Source organism: Citrobacter sp. TBCP-5362, from assembly GCF_005406305.1.
In the GTDB taxonomy this organism is placed as follows: domain Bacteria; phylum Pseudomonadota; class Gammaproteobacteria; order Enterobacterales; family Enterobacteriaceae; genus Citrobacter_B; species Citrobacter_B koseri.
The window spans coordinates 2791186-2810031 of record NZ_CP040234.1 but is presented as its reverse complement, the minus strand read 5'-3'; the positions used below and the strand labels follow the sequence as shown (position 1 = coordinate 2810031).

The 18846-nt window shown below is 55.0% G+C and carries 13 protein-coding genes; 12 read left to right on the top strand and 1 reads right to left on the bottom strand.

Going from position 1 to position 18846, the window contains the following annotated elements; all coding sequences use genetic code 11:
- The first annotated feature begins 78 nt into the window (after positions 1 to 78).
- From FD428_RS13455 to FD428_RS13425, 7 genes are all read left to right on the top strand, one after another.
- A complete protein-coding gene (locus FD428_RS13455) occupies positions 79 to 2343 on the top strand; it encodes a ComEC family protein (protein ID WP_114848423.1) in 2265 nt (754 codons plus the stop codon).
- Between the two features lie 36 nt (positions 2344 to 2379).
- Complete coding sequence (gene msbA / locus FD428_RS13450) at positions 2380 to 4128, top strand: lipid A ABC transporter ATP-binding protein/permease MsbA (RefSeq protein WP_012133012.1); 1749 nt, start codon at positions 2380 to 2382, stop codon at positions 4126 to 4128.
- On the top strand, positions 4125 to 5102 hold the full coding sequence (gene lpxK, locus FD428_RS13445) for a tetraacyldisaccharide 4'-kinase (RefSeq protein ID WP_114848422.1): 978 nt from the start codon (positions 4125 to 4127) through the stop codon (positions 5100 to 5102). The genes msbA and lpxK overlap by 4 nt, the downstream gene beginning before the upstream one ends.
- Positions 5103 to 5145: 43 nt before the next feature.
- Entirely contained in the window at positions 5146 to 6378 is a 1233-nt protein-coding gene (locus FD428_RS13440) for a winged helix-turn-helix domain-containing protein (RefSeq protein WP_114848421.1), read from the top strand.
- A 51-nt stretch (positions 6379 to 6429) separates the two neighbouring features.
- Positions 6430 to 6612, top strand: a complete 183-nt coding sequence (gene ycaR, locus FD428_RS13435; protein WP_012133009.1) for a protein YcaR — start codon at positions 6430 to 6432, stop codon at positions 6610 to 6612.
- Complete coding sequence (gene kdsB / locus FD428_RS13430) at positions 6609 to 7355, top strand: 3-deoxy-manno-octulosonate cytidylyltransferase (RefSeq protein WP_114848420.1); 747 nt, start codon at positions 6609 to 6611, stop codon at positions 7353 to 7355. Before ycaR ends, kdsB begins: the two co-directional genes overlap by 4 nt.
- Positions 7356 to 7509: 154 nt before the next feature.
- Positions 7510 to 8403: a YcbJ family phosphotransferase gene (locus FD428_RS13425; RefSeq protein ID WP_012133006.1), complete on the top strand. Its 894-nt coding sequence runs from the start codon at positions 7510 to 7512 to the stop codon at positions 8401 to 8403.
- Here the strand turns inward: FD428_RS13425 and elyC are convergent.
- Complete coding sequence (elyC, locus tag FD428_RS13420) at positions 8380 to 9159, bottom strand: envelope biogenesis factor ElyC (RefSeq protein WP_114848419.1); 780 nt, start codon at positions 9157 to 9159, stop codon at positions 8380 to 8382. The two genes, FD428_RS13425 and elyC, sit on opposite strands and share 24 nt — an antisense overlap.
- Before the next feature lie 135 nt (positions 9160 to 9294).
- On the opposite strand from elyC, the gene cmoM reads away from it, so the two are divergent.
- The 5 genes from cmoM to ldtD all read left to right on the top strand — a co-directional run bounded on the left by cmoM (position 9295) and on the right by ldtD (position 18689).
- Positions 9295 to 10074: a tRNA uridine 5-oxyacetic acid(34) methyltransferase CmoM gene (gene cmoM / locus FD428_RS13415; protein WP_114848418.1), complete on the top strand. Its 780-nt coding sequence runs from the start codon at positions 9295 to 9297 to the stop codon at positions 10072 to 10074.
- A gap of 3 nt (positions 10075 to 10077) precedes the next feature.
- Positions 10078 to 11400 (top strand): chromosome partition protein MukF, encoded by a 1323-nt coding sequence (mukF, locus tag FD428_RS13410; RefSeq protein WP_012133002.1) that lies wholly within the window; start codon positions 10078 to 10080, stop codon positions 11398 to 11400.
- Complete coding sequence (gene mukE, locus FD428_RS13405; RefSeq protein ID WP_024130476.1) at positions 11381 to 12085, top strand: chromosome partition protein MukE; 705 nt, start codon at positions 11381 to 11383, stop codon at positions 12083 to 12085. Before mukF ends, mukE begins: the two co-directional genes overlap by 20 nt.
- Positions 12085 to 16554: a chromosome partition protein MukB gene (mukB, locus tag FD428_RS13400; RefSeq protein ID WP_114848417.1), complete on the top strand. Its 4470-nt coding sequence runs from the start codon at positions 12085 to 12087 to the stop codon at positions 16552 to 16554. The genes mukE and mukB overlap by 1 nt, the downstream gene beginning before the upstream one ends.
- Positions 16555 to 16826: 272 nt before the next feature.
- On the top strand, positions 16827 to 18689 hold the full coding sequence (gene ldtD / locus FD428_RS13395) for a L,D-transpeptidase (RefSeq protein ID WP_012132999.1): 1863 nt from the start codon (positions 16827 to 16829) through the stop codon (positions 18687 to 18689).
- The last annotated feature ends 157 nt before the right edge of the window (positions 18690 to 18846 follow it).

Below are 18846 nucleotides of genomic sequence, written 5' to 3'. Positions count from 1 at the left end.
TTTGCGCCGAATAACCACAAATTGTCGCCAGACAAACGTTAGCTAAATCTGCACACTTCCTGTAACAGGGAGGTGTCTATGAAAATAACAACGGTCAGCGTGTGTGCATTATGCGGAATTCTTCCGCTAATATTCTTACCTGTACTTCCCGGTTCGTTGTGTCTCATTGGCATATTTTGTTTTGCCTGCGCGCTGTCCTTTGTTCCATATAAATATACGCAGTACGCCCGCTTGACACTGCTGTTTTTTCTCTGGGGAATACTTGCTGCAAAGCAAGCCGTCTGGCCGGGTAATACCTTGCCTGGCGCAACACAGGAAACCGTGGTGCAAATTACGGCGACCGATCATGCCACCACACATTACGGGCAAATTACCCATGTACAGGGGAAACGCCTGTTTCCCTCGGTGGGCGTTGTTCTTTATGGGCAATATTTGCCCGGCGAGGTGTGTGCAGGTCAACGTTGGGCGATGAAGCTAAAAGTCCGTGCCGTGCATGGTCAGCTTAATGAGGGGGGATTTGATAGCCAGCGTTATGCGCTCACGCAACATCAGCCTCTGAGCGGCCGGTTTCTGCATGCGACGATCATTGAATCGTCATGTAGTTTACGCGCGCGTTATCTTGCCTCCCTCAATACCACGCTGGCGCGCTACCCCTGGCAGCAGGTTATCCTGGCATTAGGCATGGGCGAGCGTTTATCAGTATCGCAAGAGGTCAAAAATATTATGCGCGATACTGGTACGGCGCACCTGATGGCCATTTCAGGGTTGCATATCGCCTTTGCCGCACTGCTGGCCGGAGGATTGATTCGTGGCGCGCAATTTTTACTTCCCACCCGCTGGATTCACTGGCAAACGCCGTTAGTGGGAGGGATTGTGTGCGCGACGTTTTATGCCTGGCTCACGGGGTTACAACCCCCCGCGTTGCGTACGGTTGTGGCGCTGGCGGCGTGGGGATTACTGAAGCTGAGCGGTCGACAATGGAGCGGTTGGGAGGTCTGGTTCTGCTGCCTGGCGGCAATAGTGATTGCCGATCCGATTGCTGTTCTGTCGCAAAGTCTGTGGCTTTCGGCCTTTGCCGTCGCAGCGCTTATTTTCTGGTATCAGTGGTTTCCTGTACCAGCTTGGGCGTTGCCTCGGGCAGGGAAAGTCGCGTTGGATCTCGTTCACTTACAGTTGGGCATTACGCTTCTGCTCTTACCTGTGCAAATAGCGCTTTTTCATGGTGTAAGTGTGACCTCTTTTCTGGCGAATCTGTTTGCTGTCCCTTTGGTTACATTTATCTCTGTACCACTGATACTGGCGGGAATGATCGGCCATTTGATCGGGCCGCTGATGGCTGAAGAAGGTCTCTGGGCGCTGGCTGACGCCTCTCTGGACGTGTTGTTCCGGGCGCTGAAAAGTCTGCCGGAAGGGTGGATTAATATTGATTATCGCTGGCAATACCTGTCTTTGGCTCCCTGGTTAACGCTTATGGCGTGGCGATTGAATGTCTGGCGAACTTACCCGGTGATCTGTTTGTCTGGCGTGTTGCTGTTGAGCTGGCCGTTATGGCGTACGCCGCGCACGGAGGCGTGGCAGGTTCATATGCTGGATGTCGGACAGGGGCTGGCGATGGTTATCGCGCATAACGGGAAAGCGATACTTTATGATACGGGACGCGCCTGGCCGGATGGCGATAGCGCACAGCAGCTCATCATTCCCTGGCTACGCTGGCACAATCTGGAACCTGAGGGGATTATCCTGAGCCATGAACATCTGGATCATCGGGGTGGCCTGTCATCATTACAGAAGACGTGGCCTTCGCTCTGGATACGAAGCCCATTAGGCTGGAAGGGCCATCTGCCGTGCTTTCGTGCGGAGCAGTGGACGTGGCAGGGGCTATCCTTCAGCGCACACTGGCCGATTAAAGGAAACAGGGAAAAGGGCAACAACCATTCCTGCGTGGTTAAAGTGGATGACGGAAAGCAGAGTATTTTGCTGACGGGCGATATTGAATCTCCGGCTGAACAAAAAATGCTAAGTCGTTATTGGCGGCATTTGCAGGCGACAATTATTCAGGTTCCGCATCATGGCAGTAATACATCGTCGTCATTAGCGTTAATTCAACGGGTTGAGGGCCTGGCCGCGCTGGCGTCGGCATCGCGCTACAACGCCTGGCATCTGCCTTCCTGGAAGGTACAACAGCGCTATCAACAACAAGGTTATCAGTGGCTGGATACCCCGCATCAGGGGCAAATTTCGGTGGACTTTTCCCCGCAAGGCTGGCGCATACGAGGTTTACGGGAGCAAATTTTACCTCGTTGGTATCATCAGTGGTTTGGCGTGTCAGAGGATAACGGGTAGAATATGCGGCTATTTCAACAAATGCTGGTTTTTTGAATGCATAACGATAAAGATCTCTCTACGTGGCAGACGTTCCGCCGACTGTGGCCTACCATTGCGCCTTTCAAAACTGGGCTGATCGTGGCGGGTGTCGCGTTGATCCTCAATGCGGCCAGCGATGCTTTTATGTTATCGCTCCTCAAACCATTGCTGGACGATGGTTTTGGTAAAACAGATCGATCGGTGCTGCTTTGGATGCCGCTGGTGGTTATTGGCCTGATGATATTACGTGGTATCACCAGCTATATTTCCAGCTACTGTATTTCATGGGTATCGGGCAAAGTGGTGATGACCATGCGCCGTCGTCTGTTTGGTCATATGATGGGGATGCCTGTTGCATTCTTTGATAAACAATCAACGGGGACACTGCTTTCTCGTATTACCTATGACTCAGAACAGGTTGCGTCATCGTCTTCCGGGGCGTTGATTACGGTCGTGCGTGAAGGTGCATCGATCATCGCTTTGTTTATCATGATGTTCTATAACAGCTGGCAACTGTCGATCATTCTGGTCATTCTGGCGCCCGTTGTGTCTATTGCGATTCGCGTGGTATCGAAGCGTTTTCGTAGCATCAGTAAAAACATGCAGAACACGATGGGGCAGGTGACCACCAGTGCAGAGCAGATGCTGAAAGGCCACAAAGAAGTGCTTATCTTTGGCGGTCAGGAAGTTGAAACGAAGCGTTTTGACAAAGTCAGCAATAAAATGCGTCTGCAAGGGATGAAAATGGTGTCTGCATCATCCATCTCTGATCCGATCATTCAGCTGATCGCGTCTCTGGCGCTGGCCTTTGTTCTCTATGCGGCTAGCTTCCCGAGCGTAATGGACAGCCTGACTGCGGGTACGATTACCGTCGTATTCTCATCAATGATTGCCCTGATGCGTCCTCTGAAATCGCTGACCAACGTCAATGCGCAGTTCCAGCGTGGTATGGCGGCATGCCAGACGCTGTTTGCTATTCTGGATAGCGAGCAAGAGAAAGATGAAGGCAAACGCGTAATTGAACGTTCGACAGGCGATCTGGAATTCCGCAATGTGACCTTTACCTATCCGGGGCGTGAAACGCCTGCGCTGCGCAATATCAATCTGCATATTCCGGCGGGTAAGACGGTTGCACTGGTCGGGCGTTCCGGTTCAGGTAAATCAACCATTGCCAGTCTGATCACGCGCTTCTACGACATCAATGAAGGGAATATCCTGATGGATGGACACGATCTGCGTGAATATACCCTGTCTTCATTGCGTAATCAGGTCGCGCTGGTTTCGCAGAATGTGCACCTGTTTAACGATACGGTTGCGAACAACATCGCCTATGCGCGTACTGAAGAGTACAGCCGCGAGCAAATTGAAGAAGCGGCGCGTATGGCGTATGCCATGGACTTTATCAGCAAGATGGATGACGGTCTGGATACGGTTATCGGCGAGAACGGCGTACTGCTTTCCGGTGGCCAGCGTCAGCGTATCGCGATTGCCCGTGCGTTGCTGCGTGACAGCCCAATCCTGATTCTGGATGAAGCCACTTCTGCGCTGGACACCGAATCCGAACGCGCGATTCAGTCCGCGCTGGATGAGTTGCAGAAAAACCGTACTTCGCTGGTTATCGCGCACCGTCTTTCAACGATTGAACAAGCTGATGAAATTGTCGTGGTGGAAGACGGGATTATTGTTGAGCGTGGAACCCATCGCGAATTGCTGGAGCAGCGCGGTGTGTATTCGCAACTGCATAAAATGCAATTTGGCCAATGATCGCCCGCATCTGGTCTGGTGAATCGCCCCTGTGGCGTCTGTTGCTCCCACTCTCCTGGCTGTATGGCCTGGTGAGTGGGGGGATTCGCCTGTGCTACCGGCTGGGAATTAAACGCGCCTGGCGTGCGCCGGTGCCAGTTGTTGTCGTCGGGAACCTTACGGCGGGGGGCAACGGAAAAACGCCGGTCGTTATCTGGCTGGTCGAGCAACTGCAACAGCGCGGCATTCGCGTGGGGGTTGTTTCGCGGGGGTATGGCGGTAAAGCGGCGTCTTATCCGCTGTTGCTTACTCCACAAACGTCCTCTGCGGAAGCGGGTGATGAGCCGGTACTGATCTATCAACGAACCGGCGCGCCTGTTGCTGTCTCGCCGGTTCGCTCAGACGCAGTAAAAGCGATTCTCGCGCGTCACGATGTACAAATTATCGTGACGGATGACGGGCTACAGCATTATCGTCTGGCGCGCGATATTGAAATCGTTGTCATCGACGGCGTGCGTCGGTTTGGCAATGGCTGGTGGTTGCCCGCAGGGCCGATGCGTGAGCGTGCCAGCCGGCTTAAATCGGTAGATGCGGTGATCGTCAACGGCGGCGTTGCCAGACCAGGAGAAATTCCGATGCAGCTGGCACCAGAGCTGGCGGTCAATTTATGCACCGGTGAGCGCCGTCATGTCGCGGAGTTAAGCAACATTGTCGCGATGGCGGGGATTGGCCATCCTCCACGTTTCTTTGCTACGCTCGAAGCGTGTGGGGCGTCGCTACAGAAATGCGTTCCGTTGGCCGATCATCAGTCTCTCGCCTTTAACGATGTGAAGGCGTTAGTAACCGACGGGCAAACGCTGGTCATGACGGAAAAAGATGCCGTTAAATGCCGGGGATTTGCCGAGGACAACTGGTGGTATTTACCTGTAGACGCGCGTTTGTCGGGTGAACAACCCGACGCACTGCTTGAACAACTCATCTCGCTGGCTAGCTAGCACAAATTGATGTGGCGGCAGCGAACGATTCCCGGAGTTATACATGTCGTTGCCGCATCTCTCTCTTACGGATGTTCGTCATCTCCATCTTGCTGCGCAAGGTTTGCTGAAAAAGCCCCGCCGTCAGGCATTGCCTGCGGATATTCTCGCGACGATTTCGCGCATGTCTTTATTGCAAATCGATACGATCAACGTTGTGGCGCGCAGCCCCTATCTGGTGCTGTTTAGCCGCCTGGGCCACTACCCGCAACAGTGGCTGGACGACTCGTTGTCGCGTGGCGAACTCATGGAATACTGGGCGCATGAGGCCTGTTTCTTACCGCGTAGCGACTTTACGCTAATTCGTCACCGTATGCTGGCACCTGAGAAGATGGGCTGGAAGTACAAAGCATCGTGGATGCAGGAACATGCCGATGAGATCGCGCAGTTGATCCAGCATATTCACCATAACGGCCCTGTGCGCTCAGCGGATTTTGCGCATCCACGCAAAGGCGCCAGTGGATGGTGGGAATGGAAGCCGCATAAGCGCCATCTTGAAGGATTGTTCACTGCCGGGAAAGTCATGGTTGTAGAACGGCGCAACTTTCAGCGCGTGTATGACCTGACGCAACGCGTGATGCCGCACTGGGACGATAAACGCGATTTACTGTCGCAGGCAGAAGCAGAAATCGCCATGCTGGATAATAGCGCGCGCAGTCTGGGGATTTTTCGCGAGCAGTGGCTGGCGGATTACTATCGCCTGCGGCGACCTGAAGTGAAAACGTGGCGTGATATCCGCGCTGAACAAGGGCAACTGGTTCCCGTTCAGGCCGACAGGCTGGGGGCAATGTGGCTACACGCCGATCTGTTGCCGCTACTGGAGCAGGCGCTGAACAATAAGCTCACCGCTACGCATAGCGCGGTTTTATCCCCTTTTGATCCCGTCGTCTGGGACCGGAAACGGGCAGAGCAGTTGTTCGATTTTAGCTACCGCCTGGAATGCTATACCCCGGCGCCTAAACGCCAGTACGGCTATTTTGTTTTGCCGCTGCTGCATCGGGGGCAGTTGGTTGGGCGTATGGATGCCAAAATGCATCGCAAAACGGGCGTGCTGGAAGTCATCTCGCTCTGGTTGCAGGAGGGGGTTAAACCGGGCCCGACGCTGCAAAAAGGGCTGTTGCAGGCGATTAATGCGTTCGCTCGCTGGCAACAGGCCAGCCGCGTCACGCTAGGGAACTGCCCATCCGGCTTGTTTGCAGAAAATCGTCATGGCTGGGAAATAGACGCGGTCTCATAAACGATTATGTTAATATTGATGGATTCACAATCCGGTCCATCTGGAGGAACTATGGATCATCGTCTACTTGAAATCATTGCCTGCCCGGTATGCAACGGCAAACTCTGGTATAACCAGGAAAAACAAGAACTGATTTGCAAACTGGATAACCTGGCTTTCCCATTGCGCGATGGCATTCCGGTATTGCTGGAAACGGAAGCGCGTTCCATTACTGCTGATGAGAGTAAATCATGAGTTTTGTGGTCATTATTCCCGCTCGTTTTTCGTCCACGCGTCTGCCCGGTAAGCCTTTACTGGATATCAACGGCAAACCGATGATCGTGCATGTTCTGGAACGCGCGCGCGAATCTGGCGCTGAACGCATTATTGTCGCGACGGACCATGAAGATGTCGCTCGCGCGGTAGAAGCGGCGGGTGGAGAAGTCTGCATGACGCGCGCTGACCATCAGTCCGGGACGGAGCGTCTGGCGGAAGTCGTTGAAAAATGCGGTTTTAGCGACGATACCGTTATTGTGAACGTGCAGGGCGATGAACCGATGATCCCGGCGGTGATTATTCGTCAGGTGGCGGAAAACCTGGCGCAGCGCCAGGTTGGTATGGCGACGCTGGCGGCACCGATTCACGGTGCTGAAGAAGCCTTTAATCCTAATGCAGTGAAAGTTGTGCTGGACGCTGAAGGCTATGCGCTTTATTTCTCGCGTGCGGCGATCCCCTGGGATCGCGATCGTTTTGCGAAAAGCCTTGAGACCGTGGGCGACACGTTCCTGCGCCATCTGGGAATTTACGGCTATCGCGCCGGGTTTATTCGCCGCTACGTGAACTGGCAGCCCAGCCCGCTTGAGCATATTGAGATGCTGGAGCAGCTTCGTGTGCTGTGGTATGGCGAAAAAATCCATGTTGCCGTCGCCAAAGAAGTCCCGGGAACGGGCGTTGATACAGCCGAAGATCTTGAGCGCGTTCGCGCCGAAATGCGCTGATATCCGCTATCGCACTCCTCTCACAAATGGGAGGAGTGTCGTATCGTTACGATTTTCCCTTCATTTTTCTTTTCATCAATTGATCTCATCCGGGTGACATCTGTCCATACGGCGCTCATTATAAAAGCAGTGGCGTTTATGAGGGCAATCTGAAATGGAACAGCTGCGAGCCGAACTGAGTCATCTGCTGGGCGAAAAACTCAGCCGTATAGAGTGCGTGAGTGAAAAGGCGGATACGGCCTTGTGGTCGCTGTACGACAGTCAGGGAAACCCGATGCCGCTGATGGCGAGAAGTTTTACGACCCCCGGCGTGGCGCAGCAACTGGCATGGAAAACGACCATGCTGGCGCGTAGCGGCACGGTACGCATGCCGGTTGTCTATGGCGTGATGACGCATGAGGAACACCCCGGGCCTGATGTCCTGCTGCTGGAGCGTCTGCGTGGCGTCTCTGTGGAAGCGCCCGCCCGCACGCCTGAGCGCTGGGAGCAGTTGAAGGATCAGATTGTAGAAGGGTTGTTAGCCTGGCATCGGCAGGACAGCCGGGGTTGCGTGGGCGCGGTGGATCATACGCAGGAAAATATCTGGCCGTCCTGGTATCGACAGCGTGTTGAAGTGCTATGGACGACGTTAAACCAGTTCAACAACACCGGGTTAACTATGCAGGATAAACGCATTCTGTTTCGTACCCGGGAGTGCCTGCCTGCGCTGTTTGAAGGATTTAATGATAATTGCGTGCTCATCCACGGCAATTTTAGCCTGCGCAGTATGCTGAAAGACGCCCGCAGCGATCAGCTTCTGGCGATGGTGGGGCCTGGCGTTATGCTGTGGGCGCCACGAGAGTATGAACTGTTCCGGCTGATGGACAATGCGCTGGCGGAAGGGCTGCTCTGGCATTATCTGCAACACGCGCCAGTGGCGGAATCGTTCATCTGGCGGCGTTGGCTTTATGTGTTATGGGACGAAGTCGCGCAGCTGGTCAATACCGGGCGTTTTAGCCGCTCCAACTTTGACCTCGCGACAAAATCACTGCTGCCCTGGCTCGCCTGACGCGCCTTTCAGCCACTGCCAGATGCGCCCCAGCGTTTCATAACCGGCGCGATCGCTATGCATCAACCATACCGGGGAGGGAATTGCTCGCTCCCACGGATTTAACGGTGAACCTATCGCCAGTTGATTGGCGGGCGCAGGCAGCGGATGTAACCCAACATGCTGGAAGAAGATCATGGCGCGCGGTAAGTGGGAGGCGGAAGTGACCAGCAGGAAAGGGGCATCGCCGATGGCCTGTTTCACTGCTTCCGCCTCTTCTTCGGTATCTTTTGGCTGATCCAGCGTAATGATGTCGCTACGTGGCACACCCAGCGATTGTGCCACTCTTGCGCCCGCTTCTGCCGTACTCACGCGATTGGTTTTTGCCGCCGCGCCCGTAAAGATCAGTTTCGATCCCGGATTGGCCAGCCAGAGGCGTACGCCTTCGTTCAGACGTGGGAGGCTGTTATTGATCAGATTCGAACTGGGCGCCCACTGGGGGTTCCAGGTGTAGCCGCCGCCCAGCACCACGATATAGTCTACTTTTTGCGTTCCCTGCCAGGTGGGGTAACTGTCTTCAATCGGTTTGAGTAAACGGTCAGCAACAGGTTGCAGGCTTAACAGAAATATTGCCAGCCATCCCAGGCTGATAAACGCCTTCCCGGTTTTCTGAAAGCGGCTAAACCATACCAGCGCCAGCCCCACGCCCATGATGAGCAGCATAAAGGGAAGCGGCAGCAACAGACCGCCAGTCACTTTCTTCAGAGTAAAAAGCATCCTTTTTGGTTCCTTTTTTGACCATACAGCAGGGGATCAGCAGGGATATTACACCAGACAGGTTAAATATCGCCGCGACTATGACAAAATAGCTTCTTTTTAAAAGCACACCTGAGCCAGCCTGTGGAGAGTCCGATGCGGGACCGCAATTTTGATGACATTGCTGAAAAGTTTTCCCGTAACATCTACGGAACCACCAAAGGACAGCTGCGACAGGCGATTCTGTGGCAGGATCTTGATCGGTTGCTGGCGGAATTCGGCGAGCGAAAACTGCACATCCTGGATGCTGGCGGCGGAGAGGGGCAAACGGCCATCAAAATGGCGGAGCGTGGGCATCAGGTTACATTGTGCGATCTGTCCGGCGAGATGATCGCGCGTGCGCAGCAGGCGGCAGAAGCAAAAGGTGTGAGCGGAAACATGCATTTTATACAATGCGCTGTTCAGGATGTCGCTTCGCATTTGGAAACCTCCGCTGATCTGATATTGTTTCATGCTGTGCTGGAGTGGGTGGCGGAACCGGTCGGCGTGTTAGAGGCGATTTGGTCAGTTTTGCGTCCCGGCGGAGCACTGTCGTTAATGTTCTACAATGCTAACGGCCTGTTGATGCATAACATGGTGGCAGGGAACTTTGACTATGTGCAGGTAGGGATGCCAAAACGCAAAAAGCGTACGCTTTCGCCAGACTATCCACGTAAACCCGAGCAGGTTTATCAGTGGCTGGAAGATATTGGCTGGCAGATTACCGGTAAGACCGGCGTACGCGTATTTCATGATTATCTGCGTGAGAAGCATCAACAGCGTGACTGCTATGAGATGTTAGTTGAATTAGAAACGCGTTATTGCCGCCAGGAGCCGTATATTAGCCTTGGCCGCTACATTCATGTCACCGCGCGCAAACCGCAGATGCAAGGATAACTTATGAGTGAATTTTCCCAGACAGTCCCCGAACTGGTTGCCTGGGCCAGAAAAAATGACTTTTCCATCTCTCTGCCGGTAGACCGACTTTCGTTCCTGCTGGCGGTAGCCACGCTGAACGGCGAGCGCCTGGACGGGGAGATGAGTGAAGGCGAACTGGTGGATGCGTTCCGCCATGTCAGTGATGCGTTTGAGCAAACCAGCGAAACCATCGGCGTGCGCGCCAACAACGCGATCAACGATATGGTACGTCAACGTCTGCTGAACCGCTTTACCAGCGAGCAAGCGGAAGGCAACGCCATTTATCGCCTGACGCCGCTCGGGATTGGCATTACCGATTATTACATCCGCCAGCGTGAGTTTTCCACGTTGCGCCTTTCCATGCAGCTATCCATTGTCGCGGGTGAACTGAAGCGGGCGGCGGATGCGGCAGATGAGGGCGGCGACGAATTTCACTGGCATCGCAACGTTTATGCGCCGCTGAAATATTCGGTCGCGGAAATTTTCGACAGCATCGACCTGACCCAGCGCATCATGGATGAGCAGCAGCAGCAGGTAAAAGACGACATTGCGCAGTTGCTGAACAAAGACTGGCGCGCGGCAATTTCGAGTTGCGAACTGCTGCTTTCTGAAACATCCGGCACGCTGCGTGAGTTACAGGATACGCTCGAAGCAGCTGGCGATAAATTGCAGGCCAATCTGTTACGCATCCAGGACGCCACGATGGCGCATGACGACCTGCATTTTGTGGATCGTCTGGTGTTCGATCTGCAAAGCAAACTCGACCGCATTATTAGCTGGGGTCAGCAATCCATCGACCTGTGGATTGGCTATGATCGACACGTACACAAATTTATCCGTACCGCGATTGATATGGATAAAAACCGCGTCTTTGCCCAGCGACTGCGCCAATCCATCCAGGGCTATTTTGATGAGCCGTGGGCGCTGACCTATGCCAACGCCGATCGTCTGCTGGATATGCGCGATGAAGAGATGGCGCTGCGCGATGAAGAGGTGACCGGCGAACTGCCGCCGGACCTGGAATATGAAGAATTTAACGAGATCCGCGAACAACTGGCGGCGATCATCGAAGAACAGCTGGCTATCTATAAATCCAGACAAGCCCCACTGGATCTCGGCCTAGTAGTGCGCGAATATCTGGCGCAATACCCACGAGCGCGTCACTTCGACGTGGCGCGTATTGTTATCGATCAGGCGGTACGTCTTGGCGTAGCGCAAGCAGACTTCACCGGACTGCCAGCCAAATGGCAGCCGATTAATGATTACGGAGCCAAGGTACAGGCGCATGTCATTGACAAATATTGAACAAGTGATGCCGGTTAAGCTGGCGCAGGCGCTGGCAAACCCGTTATTTCCGGCGCTGGATAGCGCATTACGCTCCGGCAGACATATCGGTCTGGATGAGCTGGATAATCATGCCTTCCTGATGGATTTCCAGGAGTATCTGGAAGAGTTTTACAGTCGCTATAACGTCGAACTGATTCGCGCGCCGGAGGGTTTTTTCTACCTGCGCCCGCGTTCCACGACGATTATCCCGCGCTCCGTCTTGTCTGAACTGGACATGATGGTGGGTAAAATCCTCTGTTACCTCTATCTCAGCCCGGAGCGGTTGGCAAATGAGGGGATTTTTACCCAGCAGGAACTGTACGATGAGCTGCTCGCCCTGACAGACGAAGCCAAATTGCTGAAACTGGTCAACAACCGCTCAACGGGGTCTGACGTGGATCGTCAGAAACTACAGGAGAAGGTGCGCTCGTCGTTAAACCGTCTGCGTCGCTTAGGGATGGTGTGGTTTATGGGCCATGACAGCAGCAAATTCCGCATCACGGAATCGGTGTTCCGCTTTGGCGCGGATGTGCGTACCGGTGACGATCCGCGTGAAGCGCAGCGTCGCTTAATCCGCGATGGGGAAGCCATGCCGGTTGAAAATCACCTGCAACTCAACGATGAGACCGAAGAGAATCAGCCGGACAGTGGAGAGGAAGAATAATGATTGAACGCGGTAAATTTCGCTCACTAACGCTGATTAACTGGAACGGCTTTTTTGCCCGCACCTTTGACCTCGATGAGCTGGTCACCACGCTGTCCGGCGGGAACGGCGCCGGTAAATCCACCACGATGGCGGCGTTCGTCACGGCGCTGATCCCGGACTTAACCTTACTGCATTTCCGTAACACCACGGAAGCCGGGGCCACCAGCGGATCGCGCGATAAAGGCCTGCACGGTAAGCTGAAAGCGGGCGTCTGTTATTCCATGCTCGACGTCCTCAATTCCCGCCATCAGCGTGTTGTGGTGGGCGTGCGTTTGCAGCAGGTCGCCGGACGCGATCGCAAAGTTGATATCAAACCGTTTGCCATTCAGGGCTTGCCGATGTCGGTGCAGCCGACGCAGCTGGTGACCGAAACGCTGAACGAGCGCCAGGCGCGCGTGTTGACCCTCGCGGAGCTGAAAGAGAAGCTCGATGCGATGGAAGGCGTGCAGTTTAAGCAGTTTAACTCGATCACCGATTATCACTCGCTGATGTTCGATCTGGGCATCATTGCCCGCCGTCTGCGTTCTGCGTCCGATCGCAGCAAGTTCTATCGTCTGATTGAAGCCTCGCTGTACGGCGGGATCTCCAGCGCGATTACCCGTTCCCTGCGTGACTACCTGCTGCCGGAAAATAGCGGCGTGCGTAAAGCGTTCCAGGATATGGAAGCCGCGCTGCGTGAAAACCGTATGACGCTGGAAGCGATCCGCGTAACCCAGTCGGATCGTGACCTGTTCAAGCATTTGATTAGCGAAGCCACTAACTACGTGGCGGCGGACTACATGCGCCACGCCAACGAACGCCGGGTTCATCTGGATAAAGCGCTGGAGTTTCGTCGCGAGCTGTACACATCGCGTAAGCAACTGGCGGCGGAACAGTACAAACACGTCGACATGGCGCGTGAACTGGGCGAGCACAACGGTGCGGAAGGGGATCTGGAAGCGGATTACCAGGCCGCCAGCGACCACCTGAACCTGGTGCAGACCGCGCTGCGCCAGCAGGAGAAGATCGAGCGCTACGAAGCGGATCTCGATGAGCTGCAAATTCGTCTCGAAGAGCAAAATGAAGTGGTGGCTGAAGCCGCCGACATGCAGGAAGAGAACGAAGCCCGTGCGGAAGCCGCCGAGCTGGAAGTGGATGAACTGAAAAGCCAACTGGCGGACTATCAGCAGGCGCTGGACGTGCAGCAGACGCGCGCGATTCAGTACAACCAGGCGATCCAGGCGCTCGACCGCGCCAAAGCGCTTTGTCATCTGCCTGACCTGACGGCGGACAGCGCCGCAGAATGGCTGGAAACGTTCCAGGCGAAAGAGCAGGAAGCAACGGAAAAACTGCTTTCGCTGGAACAGAAAATGAGCGTGGCGCAAACCGCGCACAGTCAGTTTGAACAGGCATATCAGCTGGTGGCCGCCATTAATGGCCCGCTGGCGCGTAATGAAGCCTGGAGTGTGGCGCGCGACCTGCTGCGCGAAGGCGTGGAACAGCGTCACCTGGCGGAGCAGGTTCAGCCGCTGCGTATGCGTCTGAGTGAGCTGGAACAGCGCTTGCGCGAACAGCAGGAAGCTGAACGCCTGCTGGCGGAATTCTGTAAACGTCAGGGCAAACATTTCGACATTGATGAGCTGGAAGCGCTGCACCAGGAGCTGGAAGCCCGCATCGCTGCCCTGTCGGATAGCGTTTCTAACGCCCATGAACAGCGTATGACGCTGCGTCAGGAGCAGGAGCAACTCCAGTCCCGCATTCAGCACTTAATGCAGCGCGCCCCGATCTGGCTGGCGGCGCAAAACAGTCTGAATCAGCTGTGCGAACAGAGCGGCGAAGAGTTTACCTCCAGCCAGGAGGTAACCGAGTATCTGCAACAGTTGCTGGAGCGCGAGCGTGAAGCGATTGTAGAGCGTGACGAAGTTGGCGCGCGTAAGAACGCGGTTGACGAAGAGATTGAACGTTTAAGCCAGCCGGGTGGCTCGGAAGACTCGCGTCTGAACGCGCTGGCGGAGCGTTTTGGCGGCGTGTTGCTGTCGGAAATCTATGATGACGTCAGCTTCGAAGACGCGCCGTACTTCTCCGCGCTGTACGGCCCGTCCCGTCATGCTATCGTGGTGCCGGATCTGTCGCTGATCGCCGAACAGCTTGAAGGGCTGACGGATTGCCCGGAAGATCTCTATTTCATCGAAGGGGACCCGCAGTCGTTCGATGACAGCGTCTTCAGCGTTGATGAGCTGGAAAACGCGGTGGTGGTGAAAACCGCCGAGCGTCAGTGGCGTTATTCCCGTTTCCCGACGGTGCCGATCTTTGGTCGCGCCGCGCGTGAAAACCGTATTGAAAGTCTGCATGCTGAGCGCGAAGGGCTGTCTGAACGCTTTGCGACGTTGTCCTTCGACGTGCAGAAAACTCAGCGTCTGCATCAGGCGTTCAGTCGTTTTATCGGCAGCCATCTGGCGGTCGCGTTTGAGGCCGACCCGGAAGCGGAAATTCGCCAATTGAATGGCCGTCGCGTTGAACTGGAACGCGCGCTGGCTACGCATGAAAACGACAACCAGCAGCAGCGTATTCAGTTTGAACAGGCGAAAGAGGGCGTCTCCGCTCTGAACCGCTTACTGCCGCGCCTGAACCTGCTGACGGACGACACGCTGGCTGACCGCGTGGATGAAATTCAGGAACGTCTGGATGATGCGCAGGAAGCGGCGCGTTTTATACAGCAACACGGTAATCAGTTAGCCAAACTGGAGCCGATCGTCTCGGTTCTGCAAAACGATCCCGAACAGTTTGAGCAACTGAAAGAAGATTACGCATACTCCCAGCAAACGCAGCGGGATGCGCGTCAGCAGGCTTTTGCGCTGACGGAGGTCGTACAGCGTCGGGCGCACTTCAGCTATTCCGACTCGGCCGAAATGCTGAGCGGCAACAGCGATCTGAACGAAAAACTGCGCCAGCGTCTGGAACAGGCGGAAGCCGAGCGTACCCGTGCCCGTGAAGCGTTACGCGGTCATGCCGCGCAACTCAGCCAGTACAATCAGGTTCTGGCCTCACTGAAAAGCTCGTATGACACCAAGAAAGAGCTGCTGGGCGACCTGCAACGTGAATTACAGGATATCGGCGTGCGCGCCGACAGCGGTTCGGAAGAGCGCGCGCGTATCCGCCGTGACGAACTGCATACGCAACTGAGCAATAACCGCTCACGTCGTAACCAGCTGGAAAAAGCGCTGACCTTCTGTGAAGCGGAGATGGATAACCTGACCCGCAGACTGCGCAAACTGGAACGCGATTATCATGAAATGCGCGAGCAGGTAGTCACCGCGAAAGCCGGGTGGTGCGCGGTGATGCGGATGGTGAAAGATAACGGGGTAGAGCGCCGTTTGCATCGTCGCGAGTTGGCTTATCTGTCGGCAGATGAACTTCGCTCCATGTCGGATAAGGCGTTGGGTGCGTTGCGTCTGGCGGTGGCGGATAACGAACACCTGCGTGATGTATTACGTATGTCGGAAGATCCAAAACGACCGGAACGTAAGATCCAGTTCTTCGTGGCGGTTTACCAGCATCTGCGGGAGCGTATTCGCCAGGATATCATCCGTACCGATGACCCGGTTGAGGCCATCGAGCAGATGGAAATTGAGTTGAGTCGCCTGACGGAAGAGCTGACCTCCCGCGAACAGAAGCTGGCGATCAGCTCGCGCAGCGTGGCGAACATTATTCGTAAGACGATTCAGCGCGAACAAAACCGTATTCGTATGCTGAACCAGGGGCTACAAAACGTCTCGTTCGGTCAGGTGAACAGCGTGCGTCTCAACGTTAACGTGCGGGAAACGCATGCGACCTTGCTGGATGTTCTTTCCGAACAGCATGAGCAGCATCAGGATCTGTTTAACAGCAACCGCCTGACCTTCTCTGAAGCGCTGGCGAAGCTGTATCAGCGCCTGAATCCGCAGATTGATATGGGGCAGCGTACGCCGCAGACCATTGGCGAGGAGCTGCTGGATTACCGTAACTATCTGGAGATGGAAGTCGAGGTCAACCGTGGTTCAGACGGCTGGCTGCGTGCGGAGTCCGGCGCGCTGTCTACCGGTGAAGCGATTGGTACCGGGATGTCCATTCTGGTGATGGTAGTACAAAGCTGGGAAGACGAAGGCCGCCGTTTGCGCGGAAAAGATATCTCCCCATGCCGCCTGCTGTTCCTTGATGAGGCTGCGCGTCTGGATGCGCGTTCCATCGCGACGCTGTTCGAACTGTGCGAACGTCTGCAAATGCAGCTTATCATCGCTGCGCCGGAAAACATCAGCCCTGAGAAAGGCACCACCTATAAGCTGGTGCGTAAGGTTTTCCACAATACCGAACACGTTCATGTGGTCGGACTGCGTGGCTTCGCCCCACAACTGCCGGAGACGCTACCTGGCACCGGCACCGAAGATGCTTCGTCGCAGGCCGCCGGGTAAGTAAGATGAAGACGGCCTTCGCGCCGTCTTTTTTCATCATAAAATCGATCAATAGAAGTCTGAAAAGCACCTTACACCAGGTGCTTTTTCTTTAAACTTCTTTACATTAGGTTAGGCAAAACCTTTTTGATGTTTATATACTGAAGGTAAGCCTGACGAGTAAGCAGGCTTGCTCGTCATACTTCAGAAGGTATTGGCGTTTTCAGGTTTTTACCCAATGTGAGCGGGCAACCTGGCTATTCAAAGTATGATAAAGAAACAGGGGGCAAGGGATGTTGCTTAACAAAATTTGTAGTCGTCGGCTATCGGCAATCAGTTTATGCCTGGCCGTAACATTTGCTCCACTGTTCAGTGTGCAGGCCGATGAGCCTGAAATGATTCCTGGCGACAGCTCTGCGACCGTCAGCGAACAGCCTACCGCGTTGTCACAGCCGCAAGCGCAATCGCCTGCGACAGCGGTAATGGCGGGGATTCAGCCGCTGCCGGAGGGGATCTCTGCGGAGAAAGCCCGGGCTGAATTACAATCGCAACTTCCTTCTGGTTATACGCCGGTTTATCTGAATCAACTGGAACTGCTGTATGCCGCCCGCGATATGCAACCAATGTGGGAAAATCGCGATGCGGTGAAAGCGTTTCAGCAGCAGCTGGCGGAAGTGGCCATCGCCGGGTTCCAGCCGCAATTTACCACTTGGGTCGCGCTGCTGACCGACCCGTCAGTCACCGGTCTGGCGCGAGATGCTGTTTTATCCGACGCCATGATGGGCTATCTCCATTTCATCGCCAATATTCCCGTAAAAGGGACGCGCTGGCTGTACAGCGACAAACCTTATGCGCTGGCAACACCGCCGCTTTCGGTGATCAACCAGTGGCAGATTGCGCTGGACAACGGTCAACTGACGACGTTTGTCGCCAGCCTTGCGCCACAGCATCCGCAATACGCCGCGCTGCATGATTCACTGAAAAAGCTGGTTAGCGACGCTCGCCCCTGGCCGCAGTTGACCAGTACCGCGACGTTGCGTCCTGGTCAGTGGAGCAATGATGTGCCTGCGCTGCGTGAGATTTTACAGCGCACCGGTATGCTGGAAGGCGGGCCTAAGATAGCGCTCCCGGGGGATGACGTGGCGGCCGATGTGGTTGTCAGCCCTTCCGCCGTCGCAGTGGAGCCTGCCGCCGTGAAACCTGTCGCCCGGCAATCCACTCAGCGCAGCCAACCCGCTCCGGCAGTCCGTGCGGCTTATGATCGTGAGCTTGTTGATGCGGTGAAACGTTTTCAGACCTGGCAAGGACTGGGGGCGGATGGCGCTGTCGGCCCGGCGACGCGCGAATGGCTGAATGTGACGCCTGCGCAACGTGCGGGGGTGCTGGCGCTGAATATTCAGCGTTTGCGTTTACTGCCAGGAGAATTATCAACGGGCATTATGGTCAATATTCCGGCCTATTCGCTGGTTTATTACCAGAACGGCAACCAGGTGTTGGCTTCCCGGGTGATTGTTGGCCGCCCCGATCGGAAAACGCCAATGATGAGCAGCGCGCTTAATAACGTGGTGGTGAATCCGCCCTGGAATGTGCCGCCAACACTGGCCCGAAAAGATATTCTGCCCAAAGTCTGGAATGATCCGGGGTATCTGGAACGCCACGGTTATACCGTTATGCGCGGCTGGAACAGCAAAGAGACGATTAACCCGTGGCAGGTGGACTGGTCGACCATTACGCCATCGAACCTGCCGTTCCGCTTCCAGCAGGCGCCGGGCGCGCACAACTCGCTGGGGCGTTACAAATTTAATATGCCAAGTTCAGACGCGATTTATCTGCACGATACGCCGAATCACAATCTGTTCCAGAAAGATACGCGAGCGCTCAGTTCCGGTTGCGTGCGTGTGAATAAGGCCTCTGAGCTGGCAAATATGCTGCTTCAGGATGCAGGCTGGAACGATACGCGGATTTCGGATGCGCTGAAGCAAGGTGATACCCGGTACGTCAACATCCGCCAGAATATTCCGGTGAATCTGTATTACCTGACGGCGTTTGTGGGAGCAGACGGACGCACTCAGTATCGTACAGATATTTACAATTATGATCTGACTGCGCGATCCAGCGCACAAATTGTGTCAAAAGCAGAACAATTAATCAGGTAAATGAAGAAGTTCTGATAAATCTGTTGTCGTAATATTGGTCATCGGCAGGGCTGATTCGCTGCAAGCCCCGCCGTTGCTGGGGATGGGCCACCTTGACGTCGGCTTTTTTGCCAGTTAAGGTGCCCCTCGTGCGCCAGAAGTGCATATTAACGAAAAC